This window comes from Cecembia calidifontis, from assembly GCF_004216715.1.
In the GTDB taxonomy this organism is placed as follows: domain Bacteria; phylum Bacteroidota; class Bacteroidia; order Cytophagales; family Cyclobacteriaceae; genus Cecembia_A; species Cecembia_A calidifontis.
The window spans coordinates 3496556-3519113 of sequence record NZ_SGXG01000001.1 but is presented as its reverse complement, the minus strand read 5'-3'; the positions used below and the strand labels follow the sequence as shown (position 1 = coordinate 3519113).

The following is a 22558-nucleotide window of genomic DNA, read 5'->3' as shown; positions in this document are numbered from 1 at the left end:
AAATGGTTAGTTTTTTTGATGTTTCATAGGCATGTCATTTAAATTCCAGAATTACTTTTTTTCCCTGTATGGTATAGTTGAAATCCACTGAATGTGCCAAAACAGCCAAAACATTGCTGAGGTATTCATTGGGTTGAAATGTTCCTGAACATTTATAAAGCGGAAGGTCCTTTTGATTTTTAACTTCAAAATCCACCCCATACCACCTTTCCAGTGTTTTGATTACCTGAGGAAAAGGGATTTTTTCAAAGTGGAGAATGCCGTTTTTCCAATTCAAAATCTTTTGGATATCCACTTGATCCTTTGTTATATGGGAATCACCCATATTATAATCGACGGCCTCCCCTGGATCTACAAAAACTTCCTGCCCATTCAATTCATGGCTAACTTTGATTTTGCCTGAAGCAAGGGCCACAATAATTTCCAGGTCTTCTTCATAGGCATTGATATTAAAGCTTGTTCCAAGGGCCTGAGTACTTATAGGGCCGGTAACAACAGTAAAGGGTTTGGATGGATCGGATTGAACTTCAAAAAATGCTTCTCCTTTAAGGTGAATTGTTCTCTTGTCTGAAAAATCGGTTAAATAAGTAATGCTGCTTTCAGAATTCAGGTAGACCAAAGAACCATCGGGAAGTTTGATTTTGGTTTTTTTCCCTTTAGGAGCGCTCTTTTGGACTTCAGTGTTCTTGATTTCAGTTTTATATTCCTCCGGAAGATGGCCTTCTTTTCCATTGTAAAGGAGCAGACTGGCAACAATAAAAATTGAAATAATAGCAGCCCAGAGTCTCCATTCAATCGTATTTTTTCCATTTGAACCAGGATTTATTATGGCTGCCTTATCTTCTTGTTTGGGATCTTCTGAATTTTTGACTTCCTCTTCCCATTCCTCTTCTACCCATTGATGAAATATTCTTTCCCCCTCTTTACTTTCCATCCAATGGGAAAATGAGGCTGCTTTTTTGCTGTCCAATTTTCCTTGGATGTAGTCAAGATAATCCTGTTTGGTAAACTTCATATTGGGGAGTTTTGACTTATATAGTCTTCAATACATTCATTTACTCAATTGTCAATGAAAAAAAATTAAATTATATAAATGAACCAGGTCAAAAATAAATTTGGCATTGAATAAAATTGCGAAATGAGGGTAGACTAATGAAATAAAATAAATTAAAAGTGAATGGATCAGGTTGATCTATGAGAGAATAGGCAGAGGTTAAGAAAATTTCACTGCAGGGAAAAGGAGAACTTTTAGGATGTATTAATAAAGGCAAGGAAGCAATATCAAAAAAGCAATTTCTACGTGCAAGGGTTTTAAAGGTAGCCTGAATCTTTTTTCGAGTTCATTTTTTATGGTTTTAGAGGCAAGGTAGAAATGATTTTCGACTGTTCTTTTTGAAAGGCCTAAATGTTCAGAGATTTCACCGGACGAAACATGTTTGATGCTTCTCATGAAAAATATTTCCTTTTGTTGTTTTGGCAGGTTGTCAATGACAGCCTGGGATATGATTTCCAATTCTTCGTACTCGATTTGGTTTTCCGTAGTATTCACGGTTATTCCCTGCTGTTTAAGGGCATATTTTACATATTTCGATTTTCTGACTTCTTTTTTGGCCTGATGGTAGATTTTTGACTTTAAAACAGTAAGCAGATAAGCATTAAAAGAAAGTTCAGGTTTTAAATTTTCTCTGTTTTTCCAAACATTCAAAAAAATATCCTGCGCCATTTCGCGGGCATCTTCTTCTTCTATTCCAAATTTTTTTGCCGTATTAATAATTTTGGGATAAAAAAAATTATAAAGTTCAGTATAGCACTTTTCACAGCCATTTTTGAGGCTTTTCACCAAATGTTCGGTTTTATGAAGGTTTGCTGGTCTCATTTTGGGTCAATGTGCAATGAAATAAAGAAAAAAATTGAGAATAAGCAATTTTTATTCTATAAAAAACTTAACAACAGGAATAAAATTTCTGAAAGTTTAAAATAACAGAATAAATAAGAGTAAAGAGGAAGCAGATCAAAAAAATAAAAAATTATCCCATTTACTATTTTGCCAAAACCATTGTCCAAAATTCCCCTTTTTTTCCTGCTCCAACTTCCAAAAAATCAGCAGCCATCATCAACTCACAATGTCCCGGGCTATCCTTCCAGGCTTGAACAGCCTTGGCTTCATCCATATTTCCACGTGCAATATTTTCCCCTAATGAACGCCATCTGTATCCGATCTGATTGACACGGATTTCCAAGGTCGAATTATCAGAACCTATATGATTAAAAAAATTGTTCTGATGCATGTCATCCGAATGTTTTTGGGCTGCTTTTGCCAATAAATTGTTCCAATTCAAAGGATCAACAGCCGGCATTTCTTTTTGACCGCAGGTACATCCTTTAGTCCTTAATTCATTCACATGAAACAGCAATTTTTGATGATCAAATTCCAAAGGAACCATTACAATTTCTGGTTCGGCTTTTTCGAAGGATTCAGGAAATTCAACGCAGGCGCTCATGGTAAAAACGATGCCAACCATGCAAAATAGCGCCTGCCTTTTGAGTAAATGGGTGATTCTCATAAACCTACTTTTAAACTTTCCTCATTGGGACTGGTAACTGTCTAACAAGGAAAAAAATTATGGGTGATTAACTGTCACTAAAATATGGGCTTTCTTTCTCAATTGCAAATAAAATTTCAAAAAATATTTATTAACAATTTTATATTTTTTACATAAATCTATTTGTGAAGATAAATTTTGTATTACACCATTATTTTTTTTCATTTGATCACAAAATCCTTGCCGATTTTTTTTGAAGCACCTCATCCAAAAAATTAAATGGATTCAAAAAATAGTGTTTTGCATGCCCGATGCATTTTTATAAATTGCTGCATCATCCAAACTTGTATATTTTGAGAATACTTACCATTGACGTAGGAGGTACGAATATTAAAGCCAAATTAGAAGGTCCGGAAGAGAGAAGGAAATTTCCTTCCGGTCCGGATATGACGCCAGATAAAATGGTGGAAGGGGTACTGGAAATGACCAAAGATTGGGACTATGATGTGGTGTCCATAGGTTTTCCCGGCATAATTAAACGTGGAGCTGTAATTACAGAGCCCAAAAATTTAGGGCCGGGCTGGAAGGAATTTGATTTTGTTAAGGCGTTTGGTAAACCTGTAAAAATCATCAATGATGCAGCCATGCAGGCTTTAGGTTCCTATTCTGGCAAAGGTGTTCTATTGTTTTTGGGTTTTGGAACAGGCCTTGGATCAGCCATCGTTGTAGACGGTAAGGTCTTACCCATGGAATTGGCACACCTAACCTATCGTAAAGGAACTTTTGAGGATTATTTGGGAATCAGAGGCCTTGAAAGATTGGGACAGGCAAAATGGGAAAAGCATGTGCATGTGGTAGTTTCCCGTTTCAAAGCAGCCTTTCTTCCTGATGATATTGTTTTGGGAGGAGGAAAGTCTAAATACATCACGCAAGTTCCCGAAGGCTGTAGGCTGGGAAACAATCAGTTGGCCTACGAAGGTGGATTTAAGCTATGGAGAGATAAGCTGTAGTCTTTTATTTCTGGCAATATCGTTTCAAGGTCAGGTATTAATTATCCATATACCTGACCTTTATCATTTTTTCAGCCTTAAGAATTGTCGATCTTTCCTTAATGAAAGAAGAATTTACCTTGACCGGTTTATTTACTGACCTCTACGAGCTCAGTATGGCAGAAGCGTATTTCCTTGGAGGAAAACATGAAGAATTGGCCGTTTTTGATTATTTCTTTAGAAAATTACCATTTGAGGGAGGTTATGCGGTATTTGCAGGATCAGGTACATTATTGACAGCCCTTGAAGACCTGAGGTTCCAGCCCCGGGAACTTGATTATTTAAAAGGTCTAGGCTTTAACAAGAGCTTTTTGAAATACCTCAGGAATTTCAAATTTAGAGGTAACGTTTATGCACCCAAAGAAGGAACCCTTATTTTTCCAACCGAACCTGTTATCCGGGTAGAAGGTGGAATCCTGGAATCTCAGTTAATAGAAACCCTACTTTTAAATATTATAAATTTTCAATCCTTAATCGCCACAAAAGCTTCCAGGATGCGATTGGCCGCAAAAGACCGTTACTTGGTTGATTTTGGATTGAGGAGAGCCCAAGGACTCGGGGGGTATCATGCTGCCAGGGCGGCTATAGTGGGAGGGTTTGATGCCAGTAGCAATACTAAAGCGGCTCTGGATTTTGGCCTCCATGCTGTGGGCACTATGGCCCATTCTTTTGTTCAGAGTTTTGATGATGAGATTTCCGCTTTCAGGGATTTTGCATCCAAAAGACCCAATAATTGTACGCTTTTGGTAGATACTTATGATACGCTCCATTCAGGGATTCCCAATGCCATTACCGTAGCTCAAGAAATGGAAGCCATGGGTAAAAAGTTAGCAGGTATCCGTTTGGACAGTGGTGATTTGGCCTACCTTTCTAAAGAGGCCAGAAAGATGCTGGACATGGCTGGTTTATATTACGTTAAAATTACTGCTTCCAATCAACTGGATGAACAGGTCATCAAAAGCCTCTTGGAACAGGGCGCGCCAATCGATGTATTTGGTGTGGGAACAAGCTTGGTGACTGCTCCTCCCGATGCCGCTTTTGATGGCGTATATAAATTGGCCTATGCTTATGGCAAACCAAGAATCAAGATCTCTGAAAACCTTAAGAAAGTCACCTTGCCCGGTAAAAAACAAACCTTCAGGGTGGTTCAAAAAAATGGGACATTGCTTGGCGCAGATGTGGTAGGATTTCATGAAGAAATCCATTTCGATAAAATGGTTCATCCTTTTGATCCCATGCAGCAGCTTTCTTTTTCGGATGTGGAATTTGAACCGGTAATGCAAGCCGTCATGAAGCAAGGAGAAATCATCAGTGAGCAAATTTCCCTTGAGGAAGCTCAAATCAATCTCAAAAACCAACTAAAACAATTACCAGATGAATACAAGCGGTTTGAAAATCCACATGTGTATAAGGTGGGTCTAAGTGAGCAACTGCATCAACAAAGACTTGAAATCAAAGAAAGGTTTAAAAAATGAAAAAGCCAGGCTGCATTCAACCTGGCTTCTAAACCTTAAAGTTTTCTAACCCAAATATTCCTAAAGCTGACCAAATCTCCGTGATCCTGCAATTTGATGGGAAGTTCATCAGGATGCGCTTTGTAATTAGGAATACCGATATATTCAGTAGGCCCTTTGATTTCAACATTGTTCTGTACAAGTACTCCATTGTGCACTACGGTTACCCTTGCTGGTGAAACCAACATGCCGTCCGCATTAAAACGGGGTGCGGTAAAATAAATATCATAAGTGTTCCACTCTCCTGGGGCTTTCATGGCATTGACCAATGGCGGATGCTGCTTGTAAATACTGGCAGCCTGTCCGTTGACATAGGTTTTGCTCTCATAGGAATCCAGAACCTGTACCTCATAATGGGACATCAAAAAAATACCGGAATTTCCTCTCCCCTGTCCTTCTCCCTTGATGACGGTAGGTGCAGACCATTCAATATGCAATTGCATGTCTCCAAAACCCAATTTGGTCTGAATATCACCTTTTCCCGGTGCTACCGTCATAATGCCGTTTTGCAAGGTCCATTCGGGATTTTGCCCTGTTCTTGAGCTCACAAAATTATTCAAACTGGAGCCGTCAAAGAGCACAATGGCATCTGATGGGGGCATGCTGTTTTCCTTTCCGGGAGTCACTTTCCTAACAGCAGGTTCATAAAATTCTGTTGCCTGGGGCGGTAATTTAAATTCGATTTGTTGTGCGAAAAGCGGGACCGCTGCCAAAACAATGGCGAAAACCGAAAAACTACTCAATATTGTCTTCATAGGTTTATTGGTTAATGATTTGATATCCCAAATTAATTCAATTCCCAAGTATTCAAAAGCCGTTGATGTATTTTCGTTTTTGATGGCCCTTCGAAAATGATATTTTCAGGAAATTTAAAATCCTATGCAGAGACACCTACTCATTTTGCTTCTTGTGTTTTTGACTTTCGGTCAATTGGCCGCTCAACAAGATTATTATTTTCCGGGAGAAAAATTTGATCCCTCAATACCTAGCCCTAAAGAATTCCTTGGCTATGAAATAGGAGAATGGCACACCCGTTATGACAGACTGATTGCTTATTTTGAAAAACTGGCTTTCAGTTCTGAATTGGCTGAGCTTCAGGTTATCGGTCAAACCAATCAGCTTAGGCCTCTGGTGGTACTAATTATCAGTAAGAAGGAAAACATCCAAAACCTGGAAAATATCCGAAAAACTCATATCCAGCTGACTGACCCAAAACAAACAATGCCGGATGTGTCTCAGATGCCAGCCATTATTAACCTTGCCTATAGTGTTCACGGAAATGAACCATCAGGAGGTGAAGCCTCCATCCTGACCGCCTATTGGTTGTTGGCCTCCCAATCCGAATTGGCCAAAGAAATCCGGGAAAATGCAGTGGTCTTAATTGATCCTGCCATTAATCCTGACGGAAGGGACAGGCATACCAATTGGGCCAATATGCATAAGGGGAATCCTCCTGTGGCAGATCCTTTGGACAGGGAACATAATGAAATATGGCCTTCAGGACGTGTAAACCACTATTGGTTTGACCTCAATAGGGATTGGCTCCCATTAGCGCAGGTTGAACTTCAGTCAAAAATTGCATGGTATCATTCCTGGTACCCAAATGTAGTGGGGGATTTTCATGAAATGGGAACAAACAGCACCTATTTCTTTGAGCCTACTAAGCCTTTTGGCAGTGAAAATCCAGTAGTGCCCAGAAAGAACTATGAAGAAATCAACAACAAATTTGCATCCTATTTTGCTAAAGCATTAGATGAAATCGGTAGCCTGTACTGGACCAAGGAAGTGTTTGACAATTCCTACCCTGGTTATGGTTCCACTTATCCTGATATTCAGGGAGGGCTTGGTCTTGTCTTTGAACAGGGTTCGTCTCGTGGTCATGTGCAAAGTTCTCAAAGAGGCGACATTACTTTTGCCTTTACCATCCGTAACCAGTTGAAAACATCTATTGCCACCATGGAAGCCGGTGTAAAGGAAAGGGAATTCATGCACCGGTATCTGCGTGAGTTTTTCCAGACAGCCATCAGTGAAGCTTCAAGGGATAAGGTGAAATCCTACATCTTTGGAGACGAACATGATGCTTCCAGAAACAGACTTTTTCTTCAACTCTTGTTGGATCATCAAATTAAAGTCTATGAAAATGACAGGGACCTGACTTTAGAAGGTAAATCCTTCAAAAAAGGAAAATCCTGGGTAGTGCCGACTTCCCAGCCTCAATACAGGATGGTCCGTAGCATGTTTGAAAAGGTAACTGAATTTGCCGATTCTGTTTTTTATGATGCCTCCTCTTGGACCATGGCCCTTGCTTATGGGATGCCTTATGCCGGACAGACCGCATTTTCTGCATCTAAGGAAATCACCACTTTGGAAAAGCCAGAACTTCATTTTCCTTCAAGTGCAAACTATGTGGCCTACCTTTTGGACTGGTCAGATTACTTTGCCCCTCAATTCTTGCATCAGCTACTAAGTGCAGGTATTCATGTGGAAGTTGCAGCCTTTCCCTTTACATCTTCTACTGATGCAGGCACTAAAGAATTTCCGGCTGGGTCACTGATAATCCCAACCGCATTTCAAAAAACCGGACCGGACGAGTTGAGGAGACAGTTGCAAATTGCTGCTGTCAAAAGCGGTCAACATGTTTTTGCCACTCCAACCGGTTTAAACCTTAAAGGAATTGATTTGGGCAGCAATAATGTATCTGCGGTAAGGATACCTAAAGTACTGATGCTGATAGGTCAGGGTTCTTCCCAGTATGAAGCTGGAGAAATCTGGCATCTTTTGGATACAAAAGTCGGAATGCCGATCACCAAAATGGACATCAGCTTGTTTGGAAGGGTCAATTTGTATGACTACAATACATTGATTCTGCCATCGGGATTTTACAGTGCTTTGAACAGCAGTCAAATCAGTCATATCAAAGATTGGCTTAGCCGGGGAGGAACCATAATCTCTTTAAGGTCTGCCAGTCAGTGGCTTCAATCACAGGAAATAGTAAAAGAAGAATACCTAGCGGATTCCCCGGATCAAGGGCCTGATTTTGCATCATTTGCTTCCAGAAGGGATTTGGAAGGTGCTCAGGCTATTGGAGGAAGTATTTATTTGGCCCATTTGGATATTACCCATCCTTTGGGATATGGATACCGAAACCATGAATTGCCTGTTTACCGTAATTCCTCCATTTTCTTCAAACCATCCAAAAACAGGTACCAGACACCTGTCAGGTACACAGCTAATCCCCTATTGGGAGGTTATATTTCAAAACCAAACCTGGAAAAAGTCAAGCAGAGCGCCAGTGTGTTTGTCTCCCCTGTGGGTCAGGGTCGGGTGATTCATTTTATCGACAACCCTAATTTCAGGGGAACTTGGTTTGGAACGAACAAACTATTTTTCAATGCTATATTCTTTGGGGATAAGATGTAACAGGGAATAAAATCATGGATTAAGAAAAAAGGCAAAAGTGTTTATTACAATATGAATATCCGCCTACATACAAGTGGGCAAATTTTATACTTTGACAATAAGTGTCAATAACTTTCAGGGCTGAATTGTAAGTGTTTAATTGGCTGTAAATAAATAAGAAGGCCATGAATATTCTACAATTCAATGAAAGATATCCTGATGAGGCAAGTTGCATCCATTACTTGAAGGAACAAAGGGAAAGAGAAGGTGTCATTTGCAAGAATTGTAATTCCAAGGATCACTACTGGCTTAATTCTCTCAATATGTTCCAATGTAAACATTGTAAATTTAGGACAGGACTGAAAAATGGTACTATTATGGAAAACAGCAAGTTACCATTGAGGACTTGGTTGCTTGCAATGACTCTTGTAAGCGCAACCAAGAAGGGATTTAGCTGCCTTGAACTACAGAGGCAGATGGGTCATAGCAGATACGAGACTGTTTTCAGACTGTATCACAAGCTCCGGGAAGCAATGGGTAAACGTGACAGCCAATATAAACTAGAAGATATGGTTGAATATGATGAGGCTTTTGTAAGCAAGGCAACAAAATCTTCGGAAAAGACGAAGCTGAAGAAAGGCCGTGGAAGCCAAAAACAAGCTACTGTCGCTGTTATGGCTGAATCATCTATTCTTGAAGACCTAATTACTGGAGAAAAGGACAAAAGCTGCAGATATTTCAAGATGGTCAAAATAGATAACTTGAAGGCAAAAACAGCCGAAAAACTGATAAAAGGACTGATTGACAAAAAAGCCGTGCTCCAAACTGATGAAAGTACGACTTATGCTAACCTAGAAGATTGTATCGATGTTCACGTGAGCGAATTATCTTCCACAAAAGAGGGCAAGTTCAACCTCAAATGGGCACATATAGCAATAAGCAACCTTAAAAGGGATTTACAGAAGTACCATATGGTTGGGACTATGACACAAACTGTGTAAGTTGGTTTAGCTACTTACGAAGTTAAAGTTATACCTCGAAATTCTCTGTGTGATTTAGAAGAAACCGCACAGGGAATTTGAGGAACCCGCGGTAGGCGAATCCCCGGTCTGTGTGTGGACAATTTCTTACCATTATAACACACAGATTACAAAAATGAAAAAATAAGATCTCTTAAATGATGACTTCCTCAAGCAGTTCAGGACTGCCGGGGAGCTCAATTCTTTCCTTCAACAGCTTCAGAAAAGAGCTGTAGAGAAAATGTTTGAAGGTGAGCTGGATGCCCATCTTGGCTATGAAAAGCATCAGAGTTCCGATAATCCCAATTCAAGGAACGGCTATTCCACCAAAACAATAAAAAACACATTTGGAGAGGCTGAAATCAGAGTCCCGAGAGACCGGGACGGCAGCTTTGAGCCTGTCCTTGTGCCCAAACGCAGAAGTATGGCGGAGGGCGTTGAAAACGTGATCATATCCATGTATGCCCAAGGGGATGTCAAACCAGGACATCGAGGAACAGATCCGGGAGCTTTATGATATCAATGTATCCACTTCAACCATCTCAAGGGTTACAGGTGCCGTAGCGGAGGATATTGTTGCATGGAGGAACAGACCGCTTGACCCTGTTTACCTGATCGTCTGGATGGACGGTATATCCTTCAAAGTCAGGGAGAACTCCAAAGTGGTCAACAAGACCGTTTACATTGCCGTTGGGCTCAGGACCAACGGTCTCAAGGAAATACTCGGACTTTGGCTCGGCAAGAATGAATCTTCGGCTTTCTGGATGGGGGTACTCACCGACCTGAAAGCCCGGGGGGTTGAAGATATTCTCATAACGGCAACTGACAACCTGAACGGGTTTACTGATACAATAAAGGCCTCCTTCCCCCAGTCGGTCACCCAGATATGTGTTGTGCACCAGATCAGAAACGCATGCAGATATGTCGTATGAAAAGACCGCAGGGCCTTTACAAGGGATATGAAGGAAATTTATACTGCCCCTACCAAGGAGGCCGCATGGGCTGCACTTAACGATTTTGCCAAAAAATGGGAACCCAAATACTCCTATGCCATCAAAAGCTGGAGGGACAACTGGGACGGACTCACCGCTTTCTTCGATTACCCGGTAGAAATCCGCAAAATCATCTATACCACCAACCTGATTGAAAATCTCAATGGAAAGATCAGAAAATACACCAAAAACAAGCTCTCTTTCCCGACAGATGATGCCGTAATGAAGTCTGTTTTCCTGGCTGCAAGAGAAGCATCGAAAAAATGGACTATGCCTATCAGAGACTGGGGAGCTATTCTTAACAGTTTCCTGCTTATATTTGGTGATAGGGTCAGGCTTCTTGAAACCTGACAATAAAACCATAATTTGAAGTTTACACACTTATCGGGATAGTGTCATATGGTTTCAGAAAAGATGCTTCAAAACTATCTCAATGAATTCTGTTATAAACTAAACCGAAGATACTTTGGTAAAAAACTCTTTGATAGACTTGTTATTGCGAGCATTTGCCCCTACTTGTATACAAGCGGATAATCATATATTACAATTTTGCCTTTTTTCTTTTCAACTGCATTTTTTATTCCTGTTCTCCACAAAAAATCACCAAATTTGTCACAAATTCAAATTCAGTGTCCAATTCGATCCTTCTCCTTACTCCTCCCTTTACCCAGCTGAATACCCCCTATCCTGCTACTGCCTATATCAAAGGTTACCTCAATACTTTAGACAAAACTTCTTTTCAGGCGGATTTGGGGATAAAAGTGATCCTGAGGATTTTTTCAAAACCCGGGCTTAGGGAGCTCTTTACTGAAGCAGAAAAAAAGAAAATCCATTCATTTGGCTCCAATGCAAAAAGAATTTTCAAATTGAGAGAGGAATATATTGAGACGATTGAGCCTGTAATCAAATTCCTCCAGTTTGAAAATCCAACTTTGGCCTATAATATATGTGAAGGAGACTTTTTGCCCCAAGCCTCCAGGTTTGACCAATTGGATGATTTGGAATGGGCATTTGGAACCATGGGAATACAGGACAAGGCCAGACATCTGGCGACTTTGTATCTTGAAGATATAGGTGATTTTATCCAAGAGGTCTTAGATCCCTATTTTGGGTTTAGCAGGTATGCAGAACGCCTGGGAAGGTCAGCGGTTTCATTTGATCCCCTTCATGAAGCCTTAGAGGCTGAACCATCTTTTGTTGACCGCTATTTAATAGAAGAGCTTGAAAAAGAAATAAAGCAAGCCGATCCCTGTTTGGTCTGCCTTTCTGTGCCTTTTCCCGGAAATCTTTATGGAGCATTGCGCTGTGGAGACTATATCAAAAAGCAGCATCCCCATATTAAGGTAGCTATGGGTGGTGGCTATCCCAATACAGAACTGAGGTCACTTAAAGAACCTAGGGTATTCCACTACATCGATTATATTACCTTGGATGATGGGGAAAGGCCCTTGACCTGTCTTTTGGAATTCTTGGAAGGTAAGCGGGAAATCCACAACCTCAAACGGACCTTTGCCCTTGAAGATGGGAAGGTCCGCTATTTTAATGGATCCAAGGAAAGTGATATTCCTTTCAGCAAAACCGGAACGCCGGATTATTCGGGTTTACCTTTAAAACAATACCTTTCTGTCATTGAAATAGCTAATCCCATGCACCGGCTTTGGTCAGATGGCAGATGGAATAAGCTGACCATGGCACATGGCTGTTATTGGAAAAAATGTACTTTTTGTGACATTACACTGGATTATATCAAAAATTATGAACCCATCAGTGCATCCATTATCTGTGACCGCATTGAGGAACTGATAGCCCAAACAGGGGAAACGGGCTTCCATTTTGTGGATGAAGCTGCCCCGCCTGCCCTGATGCGTGAGTTGGCGATTGAAATCCTTAAAAGAAAACTGAAAATCAGCTGGTGGACCAATATTCGGTTTGAAGAAAGATTTACCAGGGATCTTTGCCGTTTATTGAAGGCTTCAGGCTGTATAGCTGTATCTGGGGGCCTGGAAGTAGCTTCCGACCGTTTGCTGGAATTGATGCAGAAAGGTGTTACAGTGGCGCAGGTTGCCCGCATTGCCAGGAATTTCACCGAAGCAGGTATCATGGTCCATGCCTACCTGATGTATGGATTTCCCACCCAAACAGCCCAGGAAACTATTGATAGTCTGGAAATGGTCAGGCAATTATTTGCCAACCATGTCCTTCAATCTGGTTTTTGGCATCTTTTTGCCATGACCTCCCATGCGCCTATTGGCTTGGATCCTAAAGCTTATCAAGTGGTAAAGACAGGACCTGAGCCAGGAGATTTTGCGGACAATGACCTAAGCCATGATGATCCTTTGGGTACAGATCATGAGCAGTTCAGTTCTGGATTGAAAAAGGCCCTGTTCAACTACATGCATGGAATCTGTTTTGATTTCCCCTTGCAGGAGTGGTTTGATTTTAAAATTCCAAAAACAAGTGTACCTGCAAATTTCATTTTCAAAGCTTTGCAGGATGAACCCCCAATGGCTTTCAAACCTAATGCTAAAGTGGTATGGTTAGGGGGAAAACCGGATTTGTTTGCTTATACCTATCAAAAAAAGGGGAAACAACGACAGGGGAATAAACTGATTTTTGAACATAAAAGAGGAAGTTCCCAGCTCAAATTGGGAGAAAAAGAGGCCCGATGGCTGATGGAAATCCTGCCTTTGATTCAGCCTGAAAGAGATAAAAAAGAGTTGACATTTTCCCAGCTAAAAGAATCATTTGAAAATTTTGGTCTGGGGGATTTCTTGGAGTTTTTCCAATCATCTACTTGGATTTCCCTGGAAGAGGAAGGACTTGTGCTGGTATAAAATGAAAAACCCAGCCTAGAAGGCTGGGTTTTCACTCACTTTAACCACTAACAACCATAAAACAAATTCATCATGCTCAAAGCAATCCGAACGATGAAAAACATCAATTTGTCGTAGTCCATACGGGAATCGAACCCGTGTTTCATCCGTGAAAGGGATGCGTCCTAACCCCTAGACGAATGGACCTTTCAAAAAGAAAACACTGAAGATTTTCCAGTGTTTTCAGTAGTCGATACGGGAATCGAACCCGTGTTTCATCCGTGAAAGGGATGCGTCCTAACCCCTAGACGAATCGACCATTTTGGTTTTGGGGAAAGCCGTTTTCGAAACGGTGATGCAAATATAGAGGGTTAAATCTACAATCCAAAACTTGACAAAAAAATATTTGGTTACCTCTGTTCAAATTGCTGAAAATAAGTAGAAAAAAATATTTTTAGTCTTTGCCAAACAAATTCTTAATTTCGCTTTTCATTTATAAAGACTAACCAACTTCATGAAAAATAAACGTGTTGCAGTCAATGGTTGTGGAAGGATTGGCCGCCTTACGATAAAATTGCTTTTGGAAAAAGAAGGGATAGACCTGGTGGCCGTCAATGACCTAACAGATCCTAAAACCCTTGCCCACTTACTTCAATACGATTCCGTTCACGGTAGGTATCCCCATAAAGTAAGTGTAGAGGACGGTCATATCTTGGTCCGGGATAAAAAAATCAGAATTTTTGCTGAAAAAGATCCTTCCAATATTCCATGGGCAGACCTGGATGTGGACATTGTCCTAGAATCAACCGGCAAATTCACAGACAAGGTTTCGGCTTCAGGTCACCTCCAAGCAGGAGCCAAGAAAGTTATCATTACTGCTCCCGCTAAAGATGATGATGTACCTACGGTGGTTTTGGGTGTAAACGATCATATCCTCAAAGGCAATGAGCGTATCATTTCCAACGCTTCCTGCACCACAAATTGCCTGGCGCCTATGGTCAAATTGTTGGATGAAAATTTTGGGATTTTAAAAGGATTTGTTTCCACGGTTCATTCTTACACCAATGACCAAAACTTACATGATGCCCCGCACAGGGATTTGAGAAGAGCTAGGGCAGCGGCCTATTCCATCATTCCTACCACTACCCATGCTGCCAAAGCAATGGAAATTGTATTACCTCACCTCAAGGGAAAGATTGAAGCCTCTGCCATGCGGGTCCCTGTGCCGGATGGTTCTTTGACAGACCTTATCGTGCAACTTCAGCGGGAAACAAACACTGAGGAAATTAATGAGGTATTCCGTAAAAGTGCGATGAATGAAATGAAGGGAATCATAGAATATGTAGAAGACCCTATCGTTTCTATTGATATTATCGGTAATCCCCATTCCTGCATATTTGATTCGGGACTTACTTCCGCCAAAGGAAATCTGGTGAAGATTGTGGGTTGGTACGATAATGAAGCAGGTTATTCTAACCGATTGGTAGACTTAGTAATGAAATAAGGGACAGCGTTTATTCTTCTGTCCCTTCAATTTTTTTGAACTCAGGTTCGAGAAAATCTATCGCCTCTTGAACCGCATCTAAAAATTTTTCGAAATGGTCTAAGAATTCAGGGCCGAAACCATGTGACTCAATGATATCCTTTCCTTCTGAGAGAATATCATTCAAAGGATTGATCTCAAACATGACCAAAGATGGCTTGACTTTATGCCGGATTTCCTGAATGGTATTTTCATCCTCCATGGAGGCCCCTTCGATATAAGTGTTTCTCAATTCAACCAATGAGGTATAAATGGCAGAAATGAGTTCAGCCTTGAAATCGGCATCACCATCGGTCATCTCATGGATCTTATCAAAATTAACAGGCGGTGTATTGTACATGCTCAAAATTTATTCACTTGCATTTATACCGGCCAGATACCCTGTACTCCAAGCAGCCTGAAAATTAAAACCACCTGTAATTCCATCAATATCCAGCACTTCTCCGGCGAAAAATAAACCCTCGAACAGTTTACTTTCCATGGTTTCAGGATTTACCTCATTCAAATTTACCCCCCCGGCAGTTACAAATTCTTCTTTGAATGTAGTTTTGCCTTTTACGGCGACAATATAGCAAAAAAGATTCTGAACTAATTTATGGAATTGTTTTTTTGGTAAATTTTGCCAGACAGTTTCTGTCATGATTTCAGATTGATCACAAAGATGAACCCACAATCGGGAAGGCAGACTGAAAAGTGGATTGCCACTGATTTTTTTCTTAGGATGCTCATTTTTGAAATTGTTAAGGTCACGGATTAATTGATCCTCAGTCCAATGCTGGTTCCAACGGATATGGGCCTTCGCTTCATACTTTTTATCATAAAGCCATTTGGCACCAAAAGCAGATAGTTTAAGCACAGCAGGACCACTGAGTCCCCAGTGGGTAATCAGTACCGGGCCTTTATAGGCCAATTTTGTCCCTTCTATTCTGACCAATGCATCGGGAACCGAAATGCCCATCAGTTTTCTTATAGGCTCCTGAGGGGTATTGAAGGTAAACAAAGAAGGTATCGGATCTACGATGGTATGCCCCAACCCCTTGATAAACGCAAATCCATCAGCCTTAGGAGATCCCCCACTGCATATAATTAACCTGTCAAATAAAAATGTTTTTTCCTTTGTCAGTACTTCAAAATGCCCCGCTTTTTTTTGAATTTTATCTACTCCATGATTCAAATAGACCTTGACCCCTACTTGACGGGCTTCTTTTTGTAGGGCATTAATGATGGATTGGGAATCATCGGAAACTGGAAACATCCTTCCATCTGCCTCTGTTTTTAAAGGAACTCCCCTGCTCTCAAACCATTCAATGGTATCTTTGACTGAGAAGTTTTTAAAAACCCTTTTTAGAAACTTTTCTCCCCTCGGGTAATTTTTAACCAAATTGGAATTTTCAAAAGCTGCATGGGTTACATTGCACCTTCCTCCCCCTGAGATTTTAACCTTGGCAAGAGGTTTGGAAGTTTTTTCTAAAATCATTACTTCAGCCCCTGCTTTTGCGGCATGAATGGCTGAGAAATATCCGGCTGCTCCGGCGCCTATAATTCCAATTTTCATCCTAAGATAGGTCCAAATAATCTATTTCCTTTTTCCAGAAAATCCACCCAAGATGCCACGGGCCAGCTCGCGGAAAATTGTCCTCCCAACCTGTCTGACCATGGTGTTTTTACTTAATTCCTCAATAAGTGTCGTTTCTTTTGCAGGTCGTCCAGGACTCTTCCTTTGGGCTGTTGGAACTGATTTTTCCTTTTCAGATTCGATTTCTGCGCGGGTAATCTTTTCATCCAAAATTTCAAAGGCACTCTTCCTGTCTATTTCCACATTATATTTTCTTACTAAAAATGAATTCTTTACCAAACTATCTATTTCTTCAGAACTCAGGATATTCATCCGGGTGATGGGTGACCTTAACAGGGTGTGGGCAAGTGGTGTTGGAATACCTTTTTCATTTAAAGCGGTAACCAAAGCCTCACCAATCCCCATAGAAGTCAGTACTTCTGCAGTATTGTAAAAGGATGTTATCGGATAATTTTCAGCGGTTTTCTTGATGGCAGTTCTGTCCTTTGCTGTAAATGCCCTTAGCGCATGCTGAATCTTTAAACCCAGTTGTCCCAGTACCTTTTCGGGAATATCAGTAGGGGTTTGTGTACAAAAATATACCCCAACTCCTTTGGACCGGATCAGTTTGACTATGGCTTCGATCTTATCAATGAGGTCTTTGGAAGCATTGGAAAATACCAAGTGGGCTTCATCAATGAATATACAGAGCTTTGGTTTTCCGGTATCGCCCTCTTCAGGAAATGTTTCATAGATTTCAGAAAGAAGTGATAACATAAAAGTTGAAAACAGTTTAGGTCTGTTTTGAATGTCAGTCAATCTTATGATCGACAAGACGCCTTTTCCATTTTCTGTCCTTACAAAATCATTCACATCGAAAGAGAGTTCTCCGAAAAAGCTTTCTGCCCCTTGCTGCTCTAATTCAATGATTTTCCGCATGATGGTATTGACAGTAGCGGATGAAACGGCACCAAACTCTTTTTGGATACCGTCTTTACCTTCATTTATCACGTACTGAAGGACTTTCTTCAGGTCTTTTAGGTCCAGCAAAGGCAAATGATGGGTGTCGCAATATCGAAAAACCAATGCAATCACCCCTCTTTGAGTATCATTGAGTTCCAAAATCTGGGAGATCAAAACCGGTCCAAACTCAGAAACCGTAGCCTTCAATTTCACTCCCCGTTCTCCACTGATAGACATCAATTCCACAGGCAAACCGGAGGGTTCATATGGAATCCCGATCAAGTCACATCTTTTTTCTATGATAGGGTTAAGTTTTCCAGGCATGGCAAGGCCCGAAAGGTCTCCCTTTAGGTCCATTAGCACACTGGGAATCCCATTCAAAGACAATTGCTCTGCAAATACCTGAAGGGTTACCGTCTTTCCAGTTCCTGTGGCTCCGGCGATCAAACCATGCCGGTTGAGGGTTTTGAGCGGAACTTTGATCTGGGCATGTGGTACCGGCTCTTGGTCCAAAACCGCTGTACCTAAAATAATTGAATCACCCTTAAATGTGTATCCCTGTTCAATATGGGCTTTGAAGTCATCGATTTTCGCCATGACAAAAATGGTTTTTGCTAAACATTACCTTACAAATTAATGAAACAAATCCATTCCTGCTCAAAAAATATTCCTTTTAGATTCAAGAATTTTCAATTTATCTTGAGCAAAGTTTGTTCGCTAACTGATTATGAAAAATTTTCTGTATCTCCCCTTTATCATACTTCATGTACTTGGATGTCAAAGTTCTGCCATCGAACCTTCCGGTTCCCCTCAATCTGAAAGCTTCAAATTGACTTTACAGGAAGCCAACCGATTGGCGGAACTGCCTCTGCACTGCATGCAGGTCGAATATCCAAATAAATTGAACCAAACCCTTGAAAATGAATCTTACCTTAAGGGCCCAAAAGCGCTGCATCCTGCTTTTTACGGTTGTTTTGACTGGCATTCAAGTGTGCATGGGCATTGGATGTTGGTCAGTTTATTGAGGCAGTTCCCAGAATTGGACAAAAAGGAAGCAATCAGAACCAAACTTTTGGAGAATATCAGCAAGGAAAATATTGCTGAAGAAGTAGCCTATTTCCATGCTCCCCAAAACAGCAGTTTTGAAAGGACTTATGGATGGGCCTGGGTACTCAAATTGGCAGAAGAAATCCATTTATGGGATGATCCTTTGGCCAGAGAACTGGAAATAAACTTGCAACCATTGACGGATTTGATGGTTGAAAAATACCTGGAATTTTTGCCAAAGTTGATATATCCTATCCGGGTGGGCGAACATACCAATATTGCGTTTGGGCTTTCTCTTGCTTACGATTATGCCGAGACGATGCAGCATGAAGAATTGAAAAATATGATCAAAAACCGAGCAATGGACTGGTTTCAATATGATGAGAACTGTCCGCTCCATTGGGAACCCAGTGGCTTTGACTTTTTATCCCCTTGTTTTCAGGAGTTGGATATCATGCGCAAAATCATGGAGCCTAATGAGTTTCTAGCTTGGTTGAACCGGTTTATGCCCGAATTGGCGAGGCCAGATTTTCATTTGGAGCCGGGAAAAGTCAGTGACAGAACAGATGGGAAATTGGTACATTTGGATGGACTGAACTTTTCAAGGGCATGGGTTTTATATGGTCTGATCAAGCAATTTCCGGAAAACTATGGTCATTTGATGCAGGTCGCCAATGCACATGTAAACTATTCCTTGCCCTCCATAGTGGATGATAATTATGAGGGGACACACTGGTTGGGGTCTTTTGCCATTTATGCCCTGCAGCAGGCCCCATGAAAGGAAATTGGAAAAAGTATCTGGGGCCGGGTCCATTGGTAGCTGCGGCCTTTATCGGTCCCGGTACAGTCACTGTTTGTACCCTTGCCGGGGTGAATTTTGGGTATGATTTGCTTTGGGCATTGGCGCTTTCAGTTTTTACCACCATTGTATTGCAGGAAATGGCTGCAAGAATTGGTTTGATTACCCAAAGAGGATTGGCCTCAAACCTATCTGTAACCATCCAAAAATCAGTTTGGCGCTTTTTTTCTTTGACTTTAGTGCTTCTGGCCATCGTCCTAGGAAATGCGGCATATGAAGCAGGAAATATCAGCGGAGGGGCATTGGGTGCTGAAATTTTTCTGGATCTTACGAAAATAGAATTGGGGAAACTTCAAATCAATCCCCTCAATGTCTTGATAGGTGTTTTTGCCTTGGTACTTCTTTTCAGTGGCAGTTATACACTTATTATCAGATTTCTGACTGGTTTGGTTATCCTGATGAGTTTGGCTTTTGTAGTCAGTGCAATTTTGGTGCAGCCACCTCTCTCCGCTCTTTTACAGGGATTTGTTCCAAGAATTCAGGGAGATCAGATCATCACCATCGTGGCCTTAATCGGAACCACTGTGGTGCCTTACAATTTGTTTTTACATTCTGGGTTGGTGGCGAAAAGATGGCAAAACCTGGAAGACCTTAAATATGTCCGTACGGACACCATGATAGCGGTAGTTTTGGGGGGATTGGTTTCCATGGCCATAGTAGTGACGGGAGTGGCAGGTGCTTCTATAGAAGTTAATAGTGCAGTGGATTTGGCTAAAGGGCTCGAGCCTTTGTTGGGCGGTAAATTGGCGAAATATTTCATTGCCTTTGGTCTATTTGCGGCTGGAATTACCTCAGCAGTTACTGCTCCTTTAGCGGCCTCCATGGTGATAACCGAGAGCTTTGGTTGTTCCAGTGATATCAAAGGAATGGGCATGAAGGGAAGTATTGGAATCGTTTTGGGGCTCGGATTGGTGTTTTCCTCTTTAGGAATCCGCCCCGTTCAGCTCATTACCTTGGCGCAATTGGCCAATGGAATCCTTTTACCTCTTCTTTCAGGTTATGTTATCTGGTTGGTCAACAGGAAATCTTTGATGAAAGGATTCGAAAACTCATTGGGTATGAACCTGCTCAGCATGATCATTTGGCTGATTACGCTTTTGTTAGGTTTTCTCAGCATCCTGAAAGTTTTCGGAATTATCTGAATTCTCCTGGATATATTAGATAAATCTTGTTATTTTTAGATACATGTAAATACAACATTATGAAAAAGTTATTTATTCTCGCCGCATTTGTTTTTGGTGCGTTTTTCTTTCAGGAAGTGAAAGCTCAGATTCCCAGTATACCTAAAATGGATCTTCAGACCCAGGTATTGGGAGCCTTGAATACCTTTGATGGCCTGGGCCTGAGTGCAGATCATGAAAGCAAGCTTAAGGCCAATAACCAAAGTTTTACGGATGATATTTTTAAAGTCCTGAACAGTTCTGCAACCGATGCAGTCAAAAAGAACCAGTTTTTGGATCTGAAAAAAACCAGACAAAATTTTCTGATGGGTTTATTGGGTCAACAACTCCTTGGAAATTATAACAAAAGTGTAACCAATCTGATAAAACCTTTTAAAAAGCAACTGGGGCTTGCTGCTCTTGCCTTTTGATAGGCTTTAACATTTAATTTTACCCAGCACCTTGAGCAGGCCATGGAAATTTTATTTAATTTTCATGGCTTAATCATTTCTGGCCCTTCATGAAAAATCAATTTATATTCTTCCTAAAATCCGCAGGATTTTAGTTTGGAGATTTGAATCTGCTTGTTTGTGTTCATTTTTGGTCTAGTTCGGGAATTTCTTCCCTTTGATTGAAGAGTGTTCATAGTTTTGAGACAATGGATTTTAGGTTTGAGGATAAAATGGACGGTTTTTTTCCTCAATTTTAATGGAAAAGGCATACCTCTTCCCTGTAAATCTTTATTTTTTGAGCTCCTGAGGGGTTTTTATCTGAATTTAGTTCAAAATCGGCTTGTAATCCTTACTCGTGAACAGTTTGAGCACTTCTCTTCTTCCCGTTCTTATCCACTTGGCTGAAACAGTGATAAATCTGAAGATAAACTTCTTGAGCCTGTCGGTAGGCTTAAGCCAATCAACTTTTCTGGAATACTCTCCAATGATATAGGTGTAAAAATTGGCATACATAGCCGTCATAAGCATAAAGGAGGTATTCTCTGCAAGGAACGAACAGGGCAACTTAGACCAGCCAAAGTCATTGTTGAGTACATCAAACAAGCGTTCGCTTGCACCCCGGGCGTTATAAAACCTTACAACAGCTTCATTGGACGATGTATGTTCATTGGTCAGAATAGCCCTGTAAGTAAATGCATCTCCACTAAACACATCTGCCTGCCCGTCTTTACGCCTGATTCTGGTAATGACCAGCCTGTAAGACCTGTCTTTACCGAAAGGTTTGTAGTCGGATAGGTCAGTAACTTCCATTTCCTGTACACCCAAACGTATTTTCTGCCACTTCTCAGGGGCTATACTTCCAAGGATATTATCCAGTTTGGCACATCTGTTTGCCCGTATATAAAAGCTTTCGGTATGTGCTTCCAGTGTGCGGAGAACTTCTTCCTGATAGGATGCTGAATCGGCTCTGAACCTTCCGATACGGATATTTTCATTGGTAAGCTGCCCAAACATGCGTGTAAGTGTATCAGCCTGCAAATATTTGGCCTGACTGTTGCCATTTCTGCCCTCTACGTACACAGGAATGGCCTGTGAAAATTCAGGATGTGCTATGGAAGCTACACCTGGCTGATATCCATAGACGTGTTTATATGTCTTTTTTGAATCGTACTTTTCAGTTGGAATGACGGTGTTGTCATAATCGAGGTCGTAAGCAACACCTGACTTGAGTAATCCGGTCTTACAAGCTGATTTTAACAACAAGCTGTTGAGTTTTCCATTGATATTAAATTCATGGCTTACTCCACTGGACGGATTTATAAAGAGTTCTGTATCAACAGCAAGCTCTTTGATACCTCTCAGAATTGTATCGGCACTGCATACTGAAAATGAAGGGACCTGTTCAAGTGCGTCTCTCAAGTGAACATTGATATCTTCAGTACAGTCGCCACCATTAAAGAAAATAGCCATATGATTGGCGAAAATGTCACTGTATGAAAACCCTCCCCTTAAGGCTCTAACCCCCAATTGATTATCAATGAGTTCTGGGAGACCAGAATTTTTGAAAGAGTTAAAAACAAAATTAAAACCTCCGAAAGGTGTGATTTTTTCTGTCGAATTCGTAATTTTCATACCGCTTATCTAGTTTGA

At 40.9% G+C, this 22558-nt stretch carries 16 protein-coding genes, 2 tRNA genes and 3 pseudogenes; 11 read left to right on the top strand and 10 right to left on the bottom strand.

The genetic code is table 11. The annotated features are described in order from the left end of the window. Positions 1-34 precede the first annotated feature (34 nt). From BC751_RS15095 to BC751_RS15085, 3 genes are all read right to left on the bottom strand, one after another. Positions 35-1015, bottom strand: a complete 981-nt coding sequence (locus tag BC751_RS15095; RefSeq protein WP_130276378.1) for a FecR family protein — start codon at positions 1013-1015, stop codon at positions 35-37. A 243-nt stretch (positions 1016-1258) separates the two neighbouring features. Further along, positions 1259-1876, bottom strand: coding sequence for a sigma-70 family RNA polymerase sigma factor (locus tag BC751_RS15090; RefSeq protein WP_130276377.1), 618 nt, complete (start codon positions 1874-1876; stop codon positions 1259-1261). A 163-nt stretch (positions 1877-2039) separates the two neighbouring features. Then, positions 2040-2564 carry a CAP domain-containing protein gene (locus tag BC751_RS15085; RefSeq protein WP_130276376.1) on the bottom strand — a complete coding sequence of 175 codons (525 nt, stop codon included), beginning with the start codon at positions 2562-2564 and terminating at the stop codon, positions 2040-2042. A 332-nt stretch (positions 2565-2896) separates the two neighbouring features. On the opposite strand from BC751_RS15085, the gene BC751_RS15080 reads away from it, so the two are divergent. Together BC751_RS15080 and BC751_RS15075 are read left to right on the top strand one after the other, a co-directional pair. Next, a complete protein-coding gene (locus BC751_RS15080; RefSeq protein ID WP_130276375.1) occupies positions 2897-3553 on the top strand; it encodes an ROK family protein in 657 nt (218 codons plus the stop codon). Between the two features lie 101 nt (positions 3554-3654). Then, a complete protein-coding gene (locus BC751_RS15075; protein WP_130276374.1) occupies positions 3655-5067 on the top strand; it encodes a nicotinate phosphoribosyltransferase in 1413 nt (470 codons plus the stop codon). A gap of 35 nt (positions 5068-5102) precedes the next feature. Here the strand turns inward: BC751_RS15075 and BC751_RS15070 are convergent, their stop codons facing one another. Continuing rightward, the gene (locus BC751_RS15070; protein WP_130276373.1) at positions 5103-5861 is read right to left on the bottom strand and encodes a 3-keto-disaccharide hydrolase; all 759 of its coding nucleotides are present in this window, start codon (positions 5859-5861) and stop codon (positions 5103-5105) included. 124 nt (positions 5862-5985) lie between these two features. Between BC751_RS15070 and BC751_RS15065 the strand changes: the two genes are divergently transcribed. The 5 genes and pseudogenes from BC751_RS15065 to BC751_RS15045 all read left to right on the top strand — a co-directional run bounded on the left by BC751_RS15065 (position 5986) and on the right by BC751_RS15045 (position 13350). Next, positions 5986-8526, top strand: coding sequence for a M14 metallopeptidase family protein (locus tag BC751_RS15065; protein ID WP_130276372.1), 2541 nt, complete (start codon positions 5986-5988; stop codon positions 8524-8526). 164 nt (positions 8527-8690) lie between these two features. Then, a pseudogene (locus BC751_RS15060) lies at positions 8691-9482 on the top strand (IS1595 family transposase); the annotation flags it as partial. A gap of 190 nt (positions 9483-9672) precedes the next feature. Continuing rightward, positions 9673-10867, top strand: a pseudogene (locus tag BC751_RS15055) (IS256 family transposase); the annotation flags it as partial. 60 nt (positions 10868-10927) lie between these two features. Continuing rightward, positions 10928-11050 (top strand): annotated as a pseudogene (locus tag BC751_RS15050) (IS1595 family transposase); the annotation flags it as partial. 95 nt (positions 11051-11145) lie between these two features. After that, complete coding sequence (locus tag BC751_RS15045) at positions 11146-13350, top strand: B12-binding domain-containing radical SAM protein (RefSeq protein WP_130276371.1); 2205 nt, start codon at positions 11146-11148, stop codon at positions 13348-13350. Between the two features lie 114 nt (positions 13351-13464). Here BC751_RS15045 and BC751_RS15040 read toward each other — a convergent pair. Continuing rightward, positions 13465-13536, bottom strand: a tRNA-Glu gene (locus BC751_RS15040). Positions 13537-13576: 40 nt separating this feature from the next. Beyond that, a tRNA-Glu gene (locus tag BC751_RS15035) sits at positions 13577-13648 on the bottom strand. 195 nt (positions 13649-13843) lie between these two features. Here BC751_RS15035 and gap point away from each other — a divergent pair. Beyond that, positions 13844-14833 carry a type I glyceraldehyde-3-phosphate dehydrogenase gene (gap, locus tag BC751_RS15030; protein ID WP_130276370.1) on the top strand — a complete coding sequence of 330 codons (990 nt, stop codon included), beginning with the start codon at positions 13844-13846 and terminating at the stop codon, positions 14831-14833. Between the two features lie 10 nt (positions 14834-14843). Here gap and BC751_RS15025 read toward each other — a convergent pair whose 3' ends face one another. Genes BC751_RS15025 through BC751_RS15015 form a run of 3 tightly spaced genes read right to left on the bottom strand, consistent with a single transcriptional unit; the run spans position 14844 to position 17987 of the window. Further along, positions 14844-15212: a hypothetical protein gene (locus tag BC751_RS15025; protein ID WP_130276369.1), complete on the bottom strand. Its 369-nt coding sequence runs from the start codon at positions 15210-15212 to the stop codon at positions 14844-14846. 9 nt (positions 15213-15221) lie between these two features. Continuing rightward, the gene (locus BC751_RS15020) at positions 15222-16427 is read right to left on the bottom strand and encodes a BaiN/RdsA family NAD(P)/FAD-dependent oxidoreductase (RefSeq protein ID WP_130276368.1); all 1206 of its coding nucleotides are present in this window, start codon (positions 16425-16427) and stop codon (positions 15222-15224) included. Positions 16428-16448: 21 nt separating this feature from the next. Further along, positions 16449-17987 (bottom strand): helicase HerA-like domain-containing protein, encoded by a 1539-nt coding sequence (locus BC751_RS15015; RefSeq protein WP_130276367.1) that lies wholly within the window; start codon positions 17985-17987, stop codon positions 16449-16451. Positions 17988-18117: 130 nt separating this feature from the next. Between BC751_RS15015 and BC751_RS15010 the strand changes: the two genes are divergently transcribed. The 3 genes from BC751_RS15010 to BC751_RS15000 are packed head-to-tail and all read left to right on the top strand — an operon-like array spanning position 18118 to position 20887. Then, positions 18118-19215, top strand: coding sequence for a DUF2891 domain-containing protein (locus tag BC751_RS15010; RefSeq protein ID WP_130276366.1), 1098 nt, complete (start codon positions 18118-18120; stop codon positions 19213-19215). Further along, positions 19212-20438: an Nramp family divalent metal transporter gene (locus BC751_RS15005; RefSeq protein ID WP_130276365.1), complete on the top strand. Its 1227-nt coding sequence runs from the start codon at positions 19212-19214 to the stop codon at positions 20436-20438. The genes BC751_RS15010 and BC751_RS15005 overlap by 4 nt, the downstream gene beginning before the upstream one ends. Positions 20439-20497: 59 nt before the next feature. Then, the gene (locus BC751_RS15000) at positions 20498-20887 is read left to right on the top strand and encodes a hypothetical protein (protein ID WP_130276364.1); all 390 of its coding nucleotides are present in this window, start codon (positions 20498-20500) and stop codon (positions 20885-20887) included. Between the two features lie 345 nt (positions 20888-21232). Here BC751_RS15000 and BC751_RS14995 read toward each other — a convergent pair whose 3' ends face one another. Next, on the bottom strand, positions 21233-22540 hold the full coding sequence (locus BC751_RS14995) for an IS1380 family transposase (protein ID WP_130273823.1): 1308 nt from the start codon (positions 22538-22540) through the stop codon (positions 21233-21235). Positions 22541-22558: the final 18 nt, after the last annotated feature.

Bases quoted from the DNA above. Each gene is read 5' to 3' on its own strand.
- BC751_RS15020 (WP_130276368.1), bottom strand. From the start codon at position 16,427: ATGAAAATTGGAATTATAGGCGCCGGAGCAGCCGGATATTTCTCAGCC.
- BC751_RS15025 (WP_130276369.1), bottom strand. From the start codon at position 15,212: ATGTACAATACACCGCCTGTTAATTTTGATAAGATCCATGAGATGACC.
- BC751_RS15010 (WP_130276366.1), top strand. From the start codon at position 18,118: ATGAAAAATTTTCTGTATCTCCCCTTTATCATACTTCATGTACTTGGA.
- BC751_RS15085 (WP_130276376.1), bottom strand. From the start codon at position 2,564: ATGAGAATCACCCATTTACTCAAAAGGCAGGCGCTATTTTGCATGGTT.
- BC751_RS15090 (WP_130276377.1), bottom strand. From the start codon at position 1,876: ATGAGACCAGCAAACCTTCATAAAACCGAACATTTGGTGAAAAGCCTC.
- BC751_RS15000 (WP_130276364.1), top strand. From the start codon at position 20,498: ATGAAAAAGTTATTTATTCTCGCCGCATTTGTTTTTGGTGCGTTTTTC.
- BC751_RS15070 (WP_130276373.1), bottom strand. From the start codon at position 5,861: ATGAAGACAATATTGAGTAGTTTTTCGGTTTTCGCCATTGTTTTGGCA.
- BC751_RS15015 (WP_130276367.1), bottom strand. From the start codon at position 17,987: ATGGCGAAAATCGATGACTTCAAAGCCCATATTGAACAGGGATACACA.
- BC751_RS14995 (WP_130273823.1), bottom strand. From the start codon at position 22,540: ATGAAAATTACGAATTCGACAGAAAAAATCACACCTTTCGGAGGTTTT.
- BC751_RS15065 (WP_130276372.1), top strand. From the start codon at position 5,986: ATGCAGAGACACCTACTCATTTTGCTTCTTGTGTTTTTGACTTTCGGT.
- BC751_RS15075 (WP_130276374.1), top strand. From the start codon at position 3,655: ATGAAAGAAGAATTTACCTTGACCGGTTTATTTACTGACCTCTACGAG.
- BC751_RS15005 (WP_130276365.1), top strand. From the start codon at position 19,212: ATGAAAGGAAATTGGAAAAAGTATCTGGGGCCGGGTCCATTGGTAGCT.
- BC751_RS15095 (WP_130276378.1), bottom strand. From the start codon at position 1,015: ATGAAGTTTACCAAACAGGATTATCTTGACTACATCCAAGGAAAATTG.
- gap (WP_130276370.1), top strand. From the start codon at position 13,844: ATGAAAAATAAACGTGTTGCAGTCAATGGTTGTGGAAGGATTGGCCGC.